Raw genomic sequence first — 16,113 nt, 5'->3', positions numbered from 1 at the left:
CCGGGTTCGAATCCCGGTAGGGTCACCATAATGGGAGCTTAGCTCAGTTGGGAGAGCATCTGCCTTACAAGCAGGGGGTCACAGGTTCGAGCCCTGTAGCTCCCACCATTTATTTATTAGATGGTGGTTTTTGTTTATAAAGAAGTAATGAATATAGTTTATTCTAACTCGGCCTGGTAGTTCAGTTGGTTAGAATGCCAGCCTGTCACGCTGGAGGTCGTCGGTTCGAGCCCGATCCAGGTCGCCATTTTACTTTTGAAAATTCAAAAGATTTAAGTCGATAAACAAAAGTTCTATCGCAATAAGCTGGTGTAGCTCAATTGGTAGAGCAACTGACTTGTAATCAGTAGGTTAGGGGTTCAAGTCCTCCCACCAGCTCCATTTTTATTTGGAGGAGTTCCCGAGTTGGCCAAAGGGGACGGACTGTAAATCCGTTAGCTTCGCTTTCAGTGGTTCGAATCCACTCTCCTCCACCAATTTGAATTAGAGAGAAGTACAAAATCACGATACATTATGAATTAGACTGATTTAGTATACTGCAGACATTTCCAAGCCATGCGCAAAAGCGTGCTTATGGGGAAATGGTTGCATCATATTAAATAAATTATATTATGCGGAAGTGGCTCAGTGGTAGAGCATCGCCTTGCCAAGGCGAGGGTCGCGAGTTCGAGTCTCGTCTTCCGCTCCATATGTGTGGTTAGCTCAGCTGGATAGAGCGTCTGGCTACGGACCAGAAGGTCGGGGGTTCGAATCCTCTACCGCACGCCAAAGGAACGTCTATATATAGACGTTCCTTTTTTGTTTATAAAATTGTTTTATGGAAGCGGAGGCTATATGCTTTAATAGCGCAAGTATAATATAGAAAAGAGGATAGAGAATAGTAATCTAAGATATATTATATATTAATAGAAAGTATAATTTTATAAACAAAGAAATAACTAAAATATTACTAAAATCCTCTTATTGGGGTATTAATAATCTATGTAGACAGGATTTTACATTCACAATCCTTTTTATCATTGGAAAAATAAAAAAAGGAGGAATAATATGAAAAGTAAACGAAATGGAATTATTAATCTAGTTTTATTATTTATTACAATTGGAATTAACGCTTTGGGGGCCTTTGGCTTTATTAACGGTATGTCTCAGCAGGAGGTATCGGATAAATATCCCACACTGATTACTCCGCCATCTTTTACTTTTAGTATTTGGGGTTTGATCTATACACTGCTTATTATTTCAATGGTCTATTTAGTAGTGAAATCAACGGCATCCTATTCTACAAGGTTTTCTACAGAAATTAGCCCGTATTTTTGGCTAAGCTGTCTTTTCAATATTGGATGGATCGTAACTTTTTCATTTGAAATGATATTTATATCCGTAATTTTCATCATTCTTTTATTGCTATCTTTAGTAATGTTAACGAGAAAAGCAGCTCCTATTAGAAATGAAAAAAATATTCTAGTTCCGATAAGCTTTGGTATTTATAGCGGATGGATATTAATCGCGACAGTTGTAAATATTGCAGCTTTATTAGTCTCTGTTAACTGGAATGGGTTTGGTATTTCAGAGGAAATTTGGACGATGATCATTTTAATAGCAGCAGCGGCTATTGCGTTAGGAGTTCATATAAAGATCAGAAATGTATTTTTGCCATTGCCGATTGCTTGGGCATATATAGGGATTGGCATACTGCACAGAGATTTGAATAATCCTATTATTATGGCTCTTGCTTTTATACTTGCTATTGTACTTGTTCTTATGTCCATTAAAATGTTCTTTGATAATAATCGTAAATTTACCTATTCTCAAGAATAAGAAGATGCCGATTGTCATATCGGCATCTTTTTGATGCATGGACGTGAAGGTCAGCCGCTATTCTTTAGCAGAAATACAGAAAAATGAATATCGCATTTTTATAGAAGATTTCTGCAGAATAAATATCACATCAGAAAAGCATAATAGTTGCGATAGAATGTGCAAGATAACATTTCACTTTGCTGTATAGGTAAATATTGTTTATAAAAATTGAGAACAGTCTAGATAGGAATGTACTTTAATATTTGTGATCATATTGTTTACCCATTAATTAAATAGGGTAATGAAAAAAGAGTGCAGCATAAAACAAATAGGGAAAGGCGGAAAGGATGATGGGATGACAAAAGAAAATGTATATCAATTAACAGGGAAGAAATTCTTCAAAAATATGATACAGATCGAGAACAGGGCTTAACACAAGAAGAAGCAGAAAAGAGATTAGAAAAATACGGCGGAAATATTATCGACAGCGGTGATAAAGTATCGCCATGGAAGATATTATTAGATAAAGTACATAATCTGATCGTATACCTTTTAATAGGATCAATAATTATCTCTTTTATTATGGGAGATGTGGCTGAAGGAATTGCTATTATAATTGCAGTATTTATAGCTGTGTTTTTCGGTTTTTTCACGGAGCTTCGTGCACAAAAATCTATGGAAGCCCTTCAAAATATGATCCATACAAAAGTCAAAGTATATCGAAGCGGAGAGCTGAAGGAAATTAATTCATCGGATCTTGTTTCGGGAGATCTCATTCAAATAGAAAGCGGAGATGCTTTAACTGCCGATGGACGTCTTCTAGAATCAACGAATCTTTCCGTAATGGAAGCTTCTTTGACAGGGGAATCTCAGCCAGTAGATAAAGATGCAGAATTTATTTCTGAAGAAAAGCTCTCTTTGGGAGATAGGATCAATCAAGTTTTCGCAGGAACAGCGGCAACTCGAGGAACTGGAAAAGCAGTTGTAACTCATACAGGTATGAAAACCGAAGTGGGAAAAATATCTAAAATGATGAAAGAAGGAAAAGAATCCGGTTCGCCTTTAGATAGAGAACTTCATAAGATGGGGAAATATTTGATTATTTTCGCAGCGATATCAGCGGTGATAGTAGCAGGTCTTGGAATCCTTAGAGGAGATCCAGCTGGGGATATTATTCATATTGCACTAATATTAGCGGTGTCTGCAATTCCAGAAGCAATGCCTGCAGTCTCTACTATGACTCTAGCACGAGGTATGAAGCAGATGGCGAAAAGAGATGCTTTGGTAAAAACATTAAGTTCTGTGGAAACATTGGGTTCTACAGGTGTAATATGCTCAGACAAAACAGGAACAATGACAGAAAATGAAATGACTGTAACGGAAATCTTTCTTAAGGACGGAAAATCCTATAAAGTGAAAGGTTTGGGATATGATCCTGAAGGCTCTATATTAGAAGACGGAAAAGAAATACAACCTGAAGGATTGTTAAAAGATTTTATACTATCTGGAATATTAAACAACGAAGCGGTTTTAGAAGAAGAAGAGGGAGAGTATAAGGTTAATGGCGATCCTACAGATGGGGCTCTTCTTATACTGGGAAAAAAAACAGGCCTTGATTCTTTGGATAAATTTAAGAAAATCGGGTCGATTCCTTTTGATTCGGAAAATAAATATATGGTTACCGCATTCGAGGTAGAAGGTGAAGAGAAGGCCTATATTAAAGGTGCTTTTGATGTTCTTTTGGAACATGAAAAGAGCTCAGAAAATCATGAAGATTTCAAAAAAGAAAATAAGCAGTTTGCAAAAGAAGGGATGCGTGTAATCGCCGTAGGGGAGTTGAAAGGCTACAGCGGAGACGGTTCAGTGGAATCTTTAGAGGAGGCTATCTCGCAAACAGAGATACTCGGTTTAGCGGGAATTGTGGATCCTCCTAGAGAAGATGTAATGGAATCGGTAGAAATTACACAAGATGCTGGAATTCAAATCAAAATGATTACCGGTGATAATCCAGAAACAGCAGCAATTGCTTCAGAAATTGGTATTGCAAATTCTAACAACACCTTAACGGGTATGGAACTGGATGAATTGTTTTCAGAACAACCGGATGATTTAAATGAGATAATTTAGAAAACTGCGGTTTTTGCGAGAGTATCTCCTGAAAATAAGCTTCAAATTGTGAAATCTCTTCGTTCGAAAGGGAAAATTGTTGCGATGACAGGAGACGGAGTAAATGACGGTCCGGCGTTAAACGGTGCAGATATCGATGTAGCGATGGGGATACGAGGTACAGAGGTAGCAAAGGAAGCTTCGGATATTATCCTAACCGATGATCGATTTTCAACTATAGTTGATGCTGTTGAGCTGGGAAGAATTATTTTCTCAAATATTAAAAAATTCGTCAGTTTCTTATTTACTTGTTGTCTAGTGGAGATCGTAGCCACTATTCTTTCGATTTTATTTCTATTGCCGGTTCCGGTGCAGCCGCTGCACATCTTGTGGCTCAATCTTGTAGTCGATCTAAGCCCGGCAATGGCTTTTGCTATGGAGCCGAAAGAAGGAGATATCATGAAAGAATATCCTCGCAAGTCAGGGGAGGGACTCCTTAACAAAAAGTATGTTCTCCAAATTCTTCTAAACGGAGTATTAATAGCTTCGGTGTGCTTCTTAGTATTCCGTACAGCTATAGTAAGGGGATATGAAGTAGAGCATGCACAAACTCTTGTCTTTGTCATGATGGGTATGGCACAATTAGCATTAGTGTTTAATATTCGCCGCTCCCATAAACTCGGATTTGACAAGACGCTGCTTCAAAATCCTTTTATGATTGGCGCCTTGGGTCTTTCAACGATTCTGCTGTTGTTAGCTGTGTATTTGCCTTTCTTTAACAGATTGATGCCTACAGTGCCTCTAACAGCTATAGAGTGGGAGTAGTTAGATTAAAAGACAAAAGTCAATAATATCAAGGTTTACAGGCTTTCAAAATCATCAACTGGAACGAAATTGGGTAAAAAAGTTTTTTAGAATAATAAGATAAATAATGCCAAGTGGATTGCAAATAGGGACACCATAGAGATCTTGTTAAAAGAATCTATGGTGTTTTTTGTATTTGTATTTATATTTATCTTATGAATATAAATACATTTCTAAAGGTATCGAATACGAGACGGTTAGAACTCGAGTTATGGATTTGCTTATGAAACACTTTAACCCCATCGAATTCGATGGGGTTAAAATTGGATCATATACTTAGTATTGAATTATTTTTAAACTAGTCGATTTCGACCAGTTTAAAATGAGGTTATATATTTATAGTGTAATAATTATTTTTTCAATCTAGATTTCTTAGGATTTACTGGTTCTTATCAGAATGATTTAGGGGTTCCCCCTAAGACCCTAGTTAAAAATATAAAAGGAAGGAAAGATATTATGGCCAATAGATACAGGAATGAAAGGATTGAAATCAAGTTGACTAAGGAAGAAAAGGAACTTTTTAAGGAAAAATTAGAACTTAGTAAATCAAAATCAATGGGACATTTTATAAGGAAAAGTGTTCTTGAAGCTCCTATATTTGTAATAGATATGAATGTTTTTAGGAGGCTACAAACTCTTATAGGAAAGAACTCTGGTAATCTTAATCAGATAGCTAAAAGAGTAAATACTACAGGTGTTATCTACAGGGAAGATATTGAGGATCTTAAAAAAGAAAATGATGATATATCAAGAGAAATAATAAAAATTCAGAATATCCTAGCGAGAAAATATAACAATAACTTCTTACAGATGTAAAAAGAATAGAAGCCTGATATAATTATATTAATGATTGAATTAATAAAAGGAGATAAAAATATGCAAGATTTTGGAAGGGTAATTTTTAAAATTGATGAAGTCTTGGAAGAAAAAAAGATAAGTAAAAACAAATTAGAAAAGGAAGCAAAATTACAAAGAACCCAGCTTAATTCATATTGCAATAACAAGGTTAAAAGAATAGATTTAATTACAATAGCAAAGATTTGTTATGTTTTAGATTGTGAGATAGAAGATATTATGGAGTATGTCAGGTAGACAAATAGAATACATTAAAGATACAACCAGATGGTATTTTAATACAAGGATAGTATAGAATGAAGAGGAGAGATGAATATGACAGGAAAAATTTATAGTCAAATAGTTAGTTTTATATGGAGCATTGCAGATGACGAATTGAGAGATGTTTTTGTTAGGGGAAAATACAGAGATGTTATCTTACCTATGACTGTAATAAGAAGACTAGATGCTGTGTTGGAAGATACTAAAGAAGAAGTTAGGGAAATGAAAAAAAGGCTTGATGAAATGGAAGTTTTAAATCAAACAGAGGCACTTTGTTCTGTATCAGGACAAGCTTTTTATAATGATTCTCCCTTTATACTTAAAGATCTAACCTCAAGAACTAAAAAACAGCAATTAGAAGCAGATTTTTTAGCTTATTTAGATGGATTTTCACCAAACATACAAGAAATATTAGAAAAGTTTAGATTTAGAGAACAGATTAAGGTTATGACAGATGCAGATGTTTTAGGAGATGTAATTGAAAAATTTGTAAGTCCCAGAATAAATATAAGTCCAAACCCAGTATTGGATGACAATGGAGATATATTACTACCAGGCCTTGATAATCATACTATGGGTACAGTTTTTGAAGAACTAATAAGAAAATTTAATGAAGAAAACAACGAAGAGGCTGGGGAACACTTTACACCAAGAGATGCTGTAAGACTTATGACTGATTTAATGTTTAAGCCTATATCAGATAAAATAAGTGATGGAACTTATCTGTGCTATGATGGTGCTTGTGGCACAGGGGGTATGTTGACTATAGCAGATGAAAGGCTTAAGGAATTAGGGAAAAAGAATAATAAAAACTTTTCAATACACCTTTACGGGCAAGAAAGTCAACCAGAAACCTATGCCATAGCTAAAGCTGATATGATTTTAAAAGGTGATGGTTCACAAGCTAATAATATATCTTATGGCTCAACCTTGTCTGTAGATGCCAATCCAACTACGGAATTTGATTTTATGATATCAAACCCACCTTATGGAAAGTCTTGGTCATCTGATGCCAAAAAAATGGGTGGAAGAAATAAACTAACAGACTCTAGGTTTGTTGTTAGTTTTGGAGATGAAGAAGAGTTTAGGATGGTTCCTTCTCAATCTGATGGTCAAATGTTATTTCTAGCCAATAATATTGCTAAGATGAAGCACAGTACACCACTTGGTAGTAGAATAGTTCAAGTACATAATGGGTCATCATTATTTACTGGAAATGCAGGAAGTGGAGAGAGTAATTTAAGAAGATATATAATAGAAAATGATTACTTAGAGGCAATAGTGGCCCTACCTGAGAATATGTTTTATAACACAGGAATAGCTACTTATGTCTGGGTTCTTTCTAATAGGAAAGAAGATAGAAGAAAGGGTAAAATCCAGTTAATAGATGCTACTAGCTTTAAAAAACCTCTTAGGAAAAATCTAGGGAATAAAAACTGTGAAATATCAGAAGAATTAAGAACAGAAATAATGAAAATGTATTTAGACTTTGAAGAAAATGAATTTAGTAAAATATTTGAAAATGAAGAGTTTGGATACTATGAAATAACAGTAGAGAGGCCACTTAGGTTAAAGGTAAACTTAAGTCAAGAAAATTTAGACAGGCTAGAAGAAAGTTTAAAGAAGAATGATAAATATATATACGAGCTAGTATTAAAACTAAAAGAAGAAGAGGGAAAAGAAGAATATTTAGATTATAACTTATATATAGAAAAACTAGAAAACCTAGCAGAAGAAAAGGATGAAAAGTTTTTAGCTAGGCATAGAAAACTTATACAGGATAACCTAACTATAGCCTATGAAAAGGCTAATAAGGTTATAAAGTCCTCAAAGAAAAAAGGCAAGGAAGATCCTATATATGGAGTTTTTAAAGAGGATAATCTATATATAGAATATGAACAAGATACAGATCTAAGAGATACAGAAAGAATTCCTTTAAACTATGATGGAGGAATAGAAGGATTTTTCAAGGAAGAAGTTCTTCCATATGTTAAGGATGCTTGGATAGATGAAAGTAGAACTAGAATAGGCTATGAAATAAGCTTTGCAAAATATTTTTATAAGCCAGTAAAACTAAGGTCTTTGGAAGAAATAGTAGAAGATATAAAGGCTTTAGAAGAAGAGACAGACGGCTTATTAGATGAGATAATAGGGGGCTAGATAGAAATGGAATTTAAGCCTTATGAAGAATATAAAAAAGTAGATTTACCATGGATAGATAAAATACCAAGCCATTGGGAAATTGATAGAGGGAAGAATTTATTTAAACAGGAAAAAAGAAAAGTGAAAGCAGAAGATGAAGTTATTACATGTTTTAGGGACGGAGAGGTAACTTTAAGAAAAAATAGACGAACAACTAGTTTTACAGAATCTATACAAGAAATAGGTTATCAAGAAATAAAAAAGGGAGACTTAGTCATTCATCAAATGGATTCATTCGCTGGAGCGGCAGGAGTTTCTGACTCTGATGGAAAAGGTTCACCAATCTTGAGTATATGTAATGGGAAAATATTATTAAACAATTATTATTATGCTTTTATAGTAAGAGAAATGGCTCACAATGGGTTTATTATGTCTTTAAGTAGAGGGATAAGAGAAAGATCTACTGATTTTAGGTTTAAAACATTTGCAGAGCAATTATATCCATTCCCCCCAAAAGAAGAACAAGACAAAATAGTTGACTTTCTAGACTATAATCTAGGTAAAATAGATAAATTTGTAGAACTAACAGAAAGGCAGATAGCGCTTTTAAAAGAGCAAAAGGAAGTTATAATTAACGACGCTGTAACTAAGGGAATAGATAAGAATGTAGGGTATAAGGATAGTGGTATAGATTGGATAGGACAAATCCCTAGACACTGGGAAACATTCAAAAACAGACATTTCTTAAATGAAAATAAAAATGTTGTAGGTTCAAAAAGTAAAGAATTTAATTTATTATCATTAACTAAAAAAGGTATAATAAAAAGAGACTTGGAGAACCCAAAAGGAAAGTTCCCGAGTAGTTTTGAAACATATAAAATTGTAAAAAGAAACGATATAGTTTTTTGCTTATTTGATATAGATGAGACACCAAGGACAGTGGGTTTATCCGGATTAGATGGGATGATTACAGGAGCGTATAATGTTTTTACTATTAATGGTATTAATAAATTCTATCTTTATTATTATTATCTAGCCATAGACAATAAAAAAGCATTAAAATCTCTGTATAGTGGCCTGAGAAAAACTATAAGGTCTAATATTTTCTTAGGCATGGAGATTCCAGTTCCCCCTATAAATGAGCAAGAAATAATTGTAGAATACATATATAGAGAAACATCTAAAATAGATAGAACTGTTGAACTATATAAAAAGGAAATATCACTTATAAAAGAATATAAGACTGCATTAATAGCTAATGCAGTCACAGGTAAAATAGATGTTAGAGATTATCGTTTGAATTAGAAAGGGGTGAGATAGTTGTTTACTAATGTAAAAGAAGAGGGACTGGAGGATATAATTGTAGAATATCTTGTAGAAAGTAATGGATATGAACTTGGAAATACTAAGGACTATAATTTAGACTTTGCAGTAGATGAAGGAAGGCTTATAAGGTTCTTAGAATATACACAGCCTCAACAAGTAGAGCTTTTAGGCATAAAGGAAAGTGAACATAAGAAGAAACAATTTTTTGATAGATTATCAAAAGAAATCACTAAAAGAGGAATTATAGATGTACTTAGAAATGGTATAAAAGTATATCCAGCCGATTTAATAATGTTTTATTTAACTCCGTCAGATATGAACCTAGAATCACAAAAAAACTTTAACAAAAATATTTTTTCTGTTATTAGACAGCTACAGTATTCTAAAAGTAATAGAAGATTGGCTTTAGACCTGGCTATTTTTATAAATGGTTTACCTGTAATTACTATGGAACTTAAGAACACCCTAACTAATCAAAACTATAAGGATGCTATATATCAATATAAAAATGACAGGGATTCAAAAGATTTACTTTTTCAGTTTAAAAGATGTATGGCTCACTTTGCAGTTGACGATAATGAGGTATATTTTTGCACAAAATTAAGTGGGAATAGTTCTTGGTTCTTGCCTCTTAATAAGGGTTTTCAAAATGGTAGGGGCAATCCTCCTAATCCTAGTGGCATAAAGACAGATTATTTGTGGAAGATAATATTAGAAAAAAATGAACTTACTAATATTATAGAGAACTATGCTCAACTAGTAGTAGAGGTGGATGAGCAAACTAAAAAGAGGAAAGAGAAACAAATATTTCCTAGATACCATCAGTGGGATGTTGTAAAGAAACTGTTAGCAGATGTTTATAATAATGGAGTGGGGAAGAAATACTTAATTCAACATTCAGCGGGAAGTGGAAAGAGTAATTCTATAGCTTGGACAGCACATCAACTAGTTTCTCTTGAAAGAGAAGGGGAAAATCTAGTTGATTCTGTAATAATAGTTACAGACAGGGTTATACTTGATAAGCAAATAAGAGATACCATAAAGCAGTTTATGCAAGTTTCTAGTACTGTAGGTCATGCTGAAAGCTCTGCAGATTTGGCAAAACTTATTAATGAAGAGAAGAAGATAATTATAACGACTGTTCATAAATTTTCATTTATATTAGATGAGATTGGAACTTCTCATAGGGATAATAAGTTTGCAATCTTAATAGATGAGGCACACTCTAGCCAAAGTGGTAGTTTATCAGCCAATATGAATATGGCTCTTTCAGGTATTGATGAAGAAGAAACTACAGAAGACAAGATTATTAGAATAATGGAAGGCAGAAAGATGCTTGATAATGCTAGTTATTTTGCCTTTACTGCTACACCTAAGAATAAAACCTTAGAGATGTTTGGAGAAGAAGTTCTTAAAAATGGAGAAGTAAAGCATGAACCTTTTCATAACTATAGTATGAAACAGGCCATAGAAGAAGGATTTATATTGGATGTATTACAAAATTATACAACTATAAAAAGCTATTATAAATTAGCAAAGATAGTGGAAGATGATCCTATGTATGATACGAAAAAAGCTCAGAGAAAACTAAGAAATTATGTTGAGTCTAATGAATATGCTATAGGGCAGAAAGCAGATATAATGGTAAATCATTTTCATGAACAAGTAATAAATAAGGGCAAGATTAATGGACAGGCTAGGGCCATGGTTATAACTAGTAGTATAGAGAGGGCTATAGAGTATTACTATGCAATTGAAAAATCTTTGGCTGAAAGAAAAAGTCAGTATAAAGCTATTGTTGCCTTTTCTGGTGAGAAGGAGTTTAAGGGGCAAAAGTTAACTGAATCCAAAATCAATGGATTTCCAAGTTCTCAAATTGAAAAGAAAATAAAACATGATCCCTATAGATTTTTAGTTGTTGCAGATAAGTTCCAGACAGGTTATGATGAGCCCTTACTCCATACTATGTATGTAGATAAACCTCTTTCTGGAATAAAAGCTGTACAAACGCTTTCTAGGTTAAATAGGTCTCATCCTGGTAAGGTTGATACATTTATTTTAGATTTTGTAAATGATGTTGATCTTATAAAAGAAGCTTTCCAATCCTATTATACAACTACAATTTTATCAGAAGAGACGGATCCTAATAAACTATATGATATACAAAGTGAGCTAGAATTTCATCAAGTATATTCGGATTATCAAATTAATGAACTAGTTGAAAAATATATTAATGGGGTTAGTCGTGAAAAATTAGATTATATATTGGATACTTGTGCTAAAGAATATAAGAAACTTGAAGAAGATGAACAAATAGATTTTAAAGGTAATGCAAAGGCTTTTGTAAGAACCTATGGTTTTTTAGCATCAATATTGCCTATTGGAAATATTGAATGGGAAAAACTTAATATATTCTTAAGATTATTGATTCCTAAATTACCTTCACCAAAGGGAGAAGACTTATCTAAGGGCATATTGGAATCTATAGATTTAGATAGTTATAGAGTACAGGCCCAAAAAAGCTTATCCATAGTTTTAGAGGACGAGGGTGATTATGAAATAGATCCTGTACCTACAAGTGGAAAGGCCTATATAGACAACCCAGAACTAGATTATTTAAGTAAAATATTAGACATTTTTCATGATATGTTTGGAGATATAGATTGGAAAGATGAGGACCAAGTTAAAGATCATATATCAAAAATTCCAAAGGCTGTAGCAAAGGATAAAGCCTATCAAAATGCTATGAAAAATTCAGATAAACAAAATGCTAAACTAGAAAGTGAAAGGGCATTAGGTAGAGTTATTATGAATATGATGACGGATAACATTGAGATTTTCAAGCAATACCAAGATAATGATTCATTTAAAAAATGGCTTTCTGACTTAGTTTTTGATGTAACTTATAATACTGAGGGGAAAGAGTTTAATAGTGATTTAAAGATTTAAGAAGATAGAAGCCTGTGGATGATAAGGCTCAAGATACTAATTGGCTTAATCTAAATGATATTAAGATACTGTTAAACTATGATTTAGTTATTTTTATTAAGTTAGAAGGATATCCAGTATAGATATGTGGTTAATTTATAGGAAGGTGATTTTAATTAGTTATTTTTTGAATTTTTATGATAAAGTTCAATATCCTATTTCATCTGAATCGAACAAAGGTTTAAGAAATGCTCAGATTGGTGCAATCCATGCGATAGCATCTAATGATACTTTAGATAAAACTGGAAGTTCAATTATTGTTATGCCTACAGGATCTGGGAAAACTACTGTTTTAATGATGGCACCATATGTATTGCGTAAAAATAAAGTTTTGATTGTTACACCAAGTGCCTTAGTTAGAGGACAAATTTATGAGGATTATAGTAATATTAAAACTTTAAAAAACATAGGAGTATTCTCACAAGATATTAATCCTCCAAAGATTTTTGAAGCAAAAAAACTATACACTAAAGAACATGAAACATCTATTAATGATTCAGATATTGTTATTTCTACACATAAAGTAGCTGTTTCAATTTCTGAACAAGAAATAAGCAACAGTTTTGATTATATAATAATTGATGAGGCCCACCATGTGCCAGCTCTATCTTGGCAAAAAATACTAGTGAACATGTCTAATACTCCATCACTTTTAGTTACGGCCACGCCATTTAGGTTAGATAGGAAGGAAATAAAGGGTAAGCAGATTTATAATTATCCTCTATCTAAAGCATATAAAGATGGTATTTTTGGTGAAATTATTTTTAATCCTATTGAAGAGTCATCTGAAAAAGATCGACTTATTGCATTAGAAGCTGAACGAGTTTTTTTAAATGATAGAGAACAAGGTTATGACCATTATATGATGGTTAGAACAGATACAAAAAGTAAAGCAAAGGGACTAGAAGAACTATATAGAGAAATTACTAATTTAAAACTTAAACGTATTGATAGTTCTATGTCATATAAAACAGTAGATAAGGCTTTAGATGATTTGAAAAATAAGAATTTAGATGGAATAATATGTGTTGATATGTTAGGAGAGGGATTTGATTTCCCTAATCTTAAGATTGCAGCTATACACGAGCCACAAAAATCACTTGCTAGTACCTTACAATTTATTGGTAGATTTGCTCGTACTAATGCTACAAATATAGGACCCGCTACATTTATTGCTATGAATGACGAAAATCTGAAGATTGGAAATAAAAAATTATATTCCAGTGATGCAGCATGGCAGGATATGATTATAAATATATCGGAAGAAAAGATTGAGGAGCAGATAGAAAGTCAGGAAATAATTAGTCAATTTTCCAAGCCTGAATCAGAAGAAGAAATAATACCTATAAGTAGCATTAGACCTAATTTTCATGCAAAAGTATATGAAATAGAAAATTTTGATATAGATGGAAAATTTCCAAAACAATTAATGATTGAAGACGATGTTTACAAAAGCTTTGAGACTAATACAATTATAGGTATTTCAAACATATACACGATACCTTTATGGCTTGATGGGGATATGCCAGTTAATAAAGAATTAGGATTATATATAGTTCATTTTCAACAAAAAACAAATTTATTATTTATTTATGCACATACAAAATCAGAAGCAACTTATGAATCAATTGCGGAGTGTTTTGCGACTTCATATAGTAAAATACCACGTAGCGAGATGCATAGAGTTTTGGCAGGTTATGAAAATTACGAGTTTTTCAATACGGGAATGCAAAATAGATATGCAGAAAGTGGAGAATCATATAGAATTTATGCTGGTTCAAACACAGCCTCTTCTATTGATGAAACGACAGGAAAAATGCAATCTGCAGGACATGTTTTTTGTAAAGTGTATACAGATAGTGAAGAATTAACTATTGGTTATAGCAGTGGTTCAAAAGTCTGGAGTCAGATATATTTAAATATACCGGATTATATTAAATGGTGTGATGCCTTAGGAGAAAAAATATCAAATCCTTATTTACAAGTAAAAACTAATACGAATTATGATAAGTTGCCTTTATCTGAAAGAATAACTGAATACGAGAACAATACAATATTTGCTTTTCTTTCAGAAAATGTGTATACCTCACCTGGAACTATTATCTTGATTGATGACAGCAGTAAGAAATCTTTAATTACTGATATTGATTTAAGGGTTTTATATGTAAATCAAAAGAAAAATAAAATTTATTTTCAAGTAGAAATTTTTGATGAAATTGAAACTTTATCCTGTGATATAACAGGTAAGTATTATTCCGAAGAAAGAAAATTTAAATGTTTAGATGGTAGAAATGAATATTTTTTATCAGAGTTTTTTAACGAATACCCAATTACTTTTAAGACAATAGATGATACTTTATTTTATGGTCACGAAGTGTTAAAGGGAAATTTAGAGCTAGAGAGATTTGACCAAAATAGAGTAATTCCTATAGACTGGTTTCAGTTGAACGTTGACACTAGTATAGAATGTGGTAAAAATGAAGAAACTGGGGAGATATCCATACAGGATGGACTAAAAGGATGGTTGTTAAGAGAAAAAGAAGCTTCTCATATATTTTTTGATCATGGGTCAGGTGAAATTGCAGATTTTATTACATTTAATGAGAATGATTCTTATATTAATATAGAATTATATCATTGCAAATCTCAGGTAGGAAAAAATTATAACTCTCGATTAGATGATGTGTATGAGGTAGCACAACAAGCTATTAAGTGTACTAGATGGCTTAAAAGTAGGGCTGAATTGGTTAATAAGATTGATACAAGAAATAGAAATACTATTAATAGTACTTTTATAAAAGGAAATTTTACGAGTTTTAAAGCATTGATGGGAAGAAAAAGATCTATGCAAGCCACTGTTTATATTGTTCAGCCAGGGATTAGTAAGTCTATTCATATGAAAGAAGAATTCGGTATAGTTTTATCATCAGCATCAGCATTTTTAAAAAATAGTGGGAGGGTAAGGGAATTACTGATAATCGGCAGTAAATAGTAATATTATAATTCTACCTTTAAATTGATATTACATATTATATTTCAAAAAAAGAGGTGCAAGAGGATGGACGAATTGTTTTGGAATAAAGTATCAGCTATTGGAACATGTTTAGGTGTATTGGCTACTTTTATAGCTGTAGTTGTTGCATTGTATCAAACGAGGTTAACTAACAAGAAGAAATTAAAATTAAAATTTAATGATCCAGTAACTATTGTAGACCCTAATACAGGCGAGCAATTAGGAGATTATATAGGAATTACAATAATTAACATAGGAAATAGAGAGGTTATAATAGATGATTGGTCTATATTGCCATATAACAAATCTAAAGGTAGATATAAAATAATGACAGAAATGCAAGGATTATTATCTCAAAAATTGCCTTATAAATTAAAAATAGAAGAGAAGTTAGACTTATATTATGAAAAAAAGGCTTATTTAAGACTTGTGACAGATTGGGTTGATAAAAACAATATAAAATTAGATAAAAAAATTAAATTCCAAATTTTAGATTCTACAAATAAATCTTATATTATAAAGAGTGATAAAACAATTTCGGAATATGCCAATGAATCTAAAGAGAGAAGATTAAAGATATAATTTTGTTTAATATTAAATTTGTTGTTTATTTAATCGGAACTGGGACTGGAACGGGTAAAATAAGTTGAAAATCTACCTAAACCATACGCACAGAACAGAAGTGAACTGTTAAATAATGTCTTAATTTGAGCATTTTGCACTCAAAGGACATTAACAAATGTAGAGTGGGAGTAATC

The 16,113-nt window shown here is 32.4% G+C and carries 10 protein-coding genes, 6 tRNA genes and 2 pseudogenes; all 18 read left to right on the top strand.

Going from position 1 to position 16,113, the window contains the following annotated elements; all coding sequences use genetic code 11:
• Positions 1–32: 32 nt before the first annotated feature.
• The 18 genes and pseudogenes from ACTQ46_RS09565 (at position 33) to ACTQ46_RS09480 (ending at position 15,937) form a co-directional block, all read left to right on the top strand.
• A tRNA-Val gene (locus ACTQ46_RS09565) sits at positions 33–108 on the top strand.
• Positions 109–170: 62 nt separating this feature from the next.
• Positions 171–247, top strand: a tRNA-Asp gene (locus ACTQ46_RS09560).
• A gap of 58 nt (positions 248–305) precedes the next feature.
• A tRNA-Thr gene (locus tag ACTQ46_RS09555) sits at positions 306–381 on the top strand.
• A 9-nt stretch (positions 382–390) separates the two neighbouring features.
• Positions 391–476, top strand: a tRNA-Tyr gene (locus ACTQ46_RS09550).
• 137 nt (positions 477–613) lie between these two features.
• Positions 614–688, top strand: a tRNA-Gly gene (locus ACTQ46_RS09545).
• A 3-nt stretch (positions 689–691) separates the two neighbouring features.
• A tRNA-Arg gene (locus ACTQ46_RS09540) sits at positions 692–768 on the top strand.
• Positions 769–1,047: 279 nt separating this feature from the next.
• Complete coding sequence (locus ACTQ46_RS09535) at positions 1,048–1,818, top strand: hypothetical protein (protein WP_441749345.1); 771 nt, start codon at positions 1,048–1,050, stop codon at positions 1,816–1,818.
• Between the two features lie 354 nt (positions 1,819–2,172).
• Positions 2,173–2,364, top strand: a pseudogene (locus ACTQ46_RS09530) (cation-transporting P-type ATPase); the annotation flags it as partial.
• Between the two features lie 27 nt (positions 2,365–2,391).
• Positions 2,392–3,927, top strand: a complete 1,536-nt coding sequence (locus tag ACTQ46_RS09525) for a cation-translocating P-type ATPase (RefSeq protein WP_441749343.1) — start codon at positions 2,392–2,394, stop codon at positions 3,925–3,927.
• A gap of 18 nt (positions 3,928–3,945) precedes the next feature.
• Positions 3,946–4,263: pseudogene (locus ACTQ46_RS09520) on the top strand (HAD-IC family P-type ATPase); the annotation flags it as partial.
• Positions 4,264–4,275: 12 nt separating this feature from the next.
• Entirely contained in the window at positions 4,276–4,731 is a 456-nt protein-coding gene (locus tag ACTQ46_RS09515; RefSeq protein ID WP_441749348.1) for a cation transporting ATPase C-terminal domain-containing protein, read from the top strand.
• A 495-nt stretch (positions 4,732–5,226) separates the two neighbouring features.
• The gene (locus ACTQ46_RS09510) at positions 5,227–5,586 is read left to right on the top strand and encodes a plasmid mobilization protein (RefSeq protein WP_185162778.1); all 360 of its coding nucleotides are present in this window, start codon (positions 5,227–5,229) and stop codon (positions 5,584–5,586) included.
• A 60-nt stretch (positions 5,587–5,646) separates the two neighbouring features.
• A complete protein-coding gene (locus ACTQ46_RS09505; protein ID WP_185162779.1) occupies positions 5,647–5,862 on the top strand; it encodes a helix-turn-helix domain-containing protein in 216 nt (71 codons plus the stop codon).
• 78 nt (positions 5,863–5,940) lie between these two features.
• Positions 5,941–8,046, top strand: coding sequence for a type I restriction-modification system subunit M (locus tag ACTQ46_RS09500; protein ID WP_441749341.1), 2,106 nt, complete (start codon positions 5,941–5,943; stop codon positions 8,044–8,046).
• Between the two features lie 6 nt (positions 8,047–8,052).
• Complete coding sequence (locus tag ACTQ46_RS09495; protein WP_441749339.1) at positions 8,053–9,333, top strand: restriction endonuclease subunit S; 1,281 nt, start codon at positions 8,053–8,055, stop codon at positions 9,331–9,333.
• A 15-nt stretch (positions 9,334–9,348) separates the two neighbouring features.
• A complete protein-coding gene (locus ACTQ46_RS09490; protein ID WP_441749337.1) occupies positions 9,349–12,303 on the top strand; it encodes a type I restriction endonuclease subunit R in 2,955 nt (984 codons plus the stop codon).
• Between the two features lie 145 nt (positions 12,304–12,448).
• A complete protein-coding gene (locus tag ACTQ46_RS09485; RefSeq protein WP_441749335.1) occupies positions 12,449–15,334 on the top strand; it encodes a DEAD/DEAH box helicase in 2,886 nt (961 codons plus the stop codon).
• Between the two features lie 66 nt (positions 15,335–15,400).
• Entirely contained in the window at positions 15,401–15,937 is a 537-nt protein-coding gene (locus tag ACTQ46_RS09480) for a hypothetical protein (protein WP_441749333.1), read from the top strand.
• The last annotated feature ends 176 nt before the right edge of the window (positions 15,938–16,113 follow it).

Origin of the sequence: Gallicola sp. Sow4_E12, assembly GCF_052116305.1 — a bacterium.
GTDB lineage: Bacteria > Bacillota > Clostridia > Tissierellales > Peptoniphilaceae > JBQKLI01.
The sequence above is the reverse complement of the archived record's forward strand: the minus strand, read 5'-3'. Positions and strand labels throughout refer to the sequence as shown.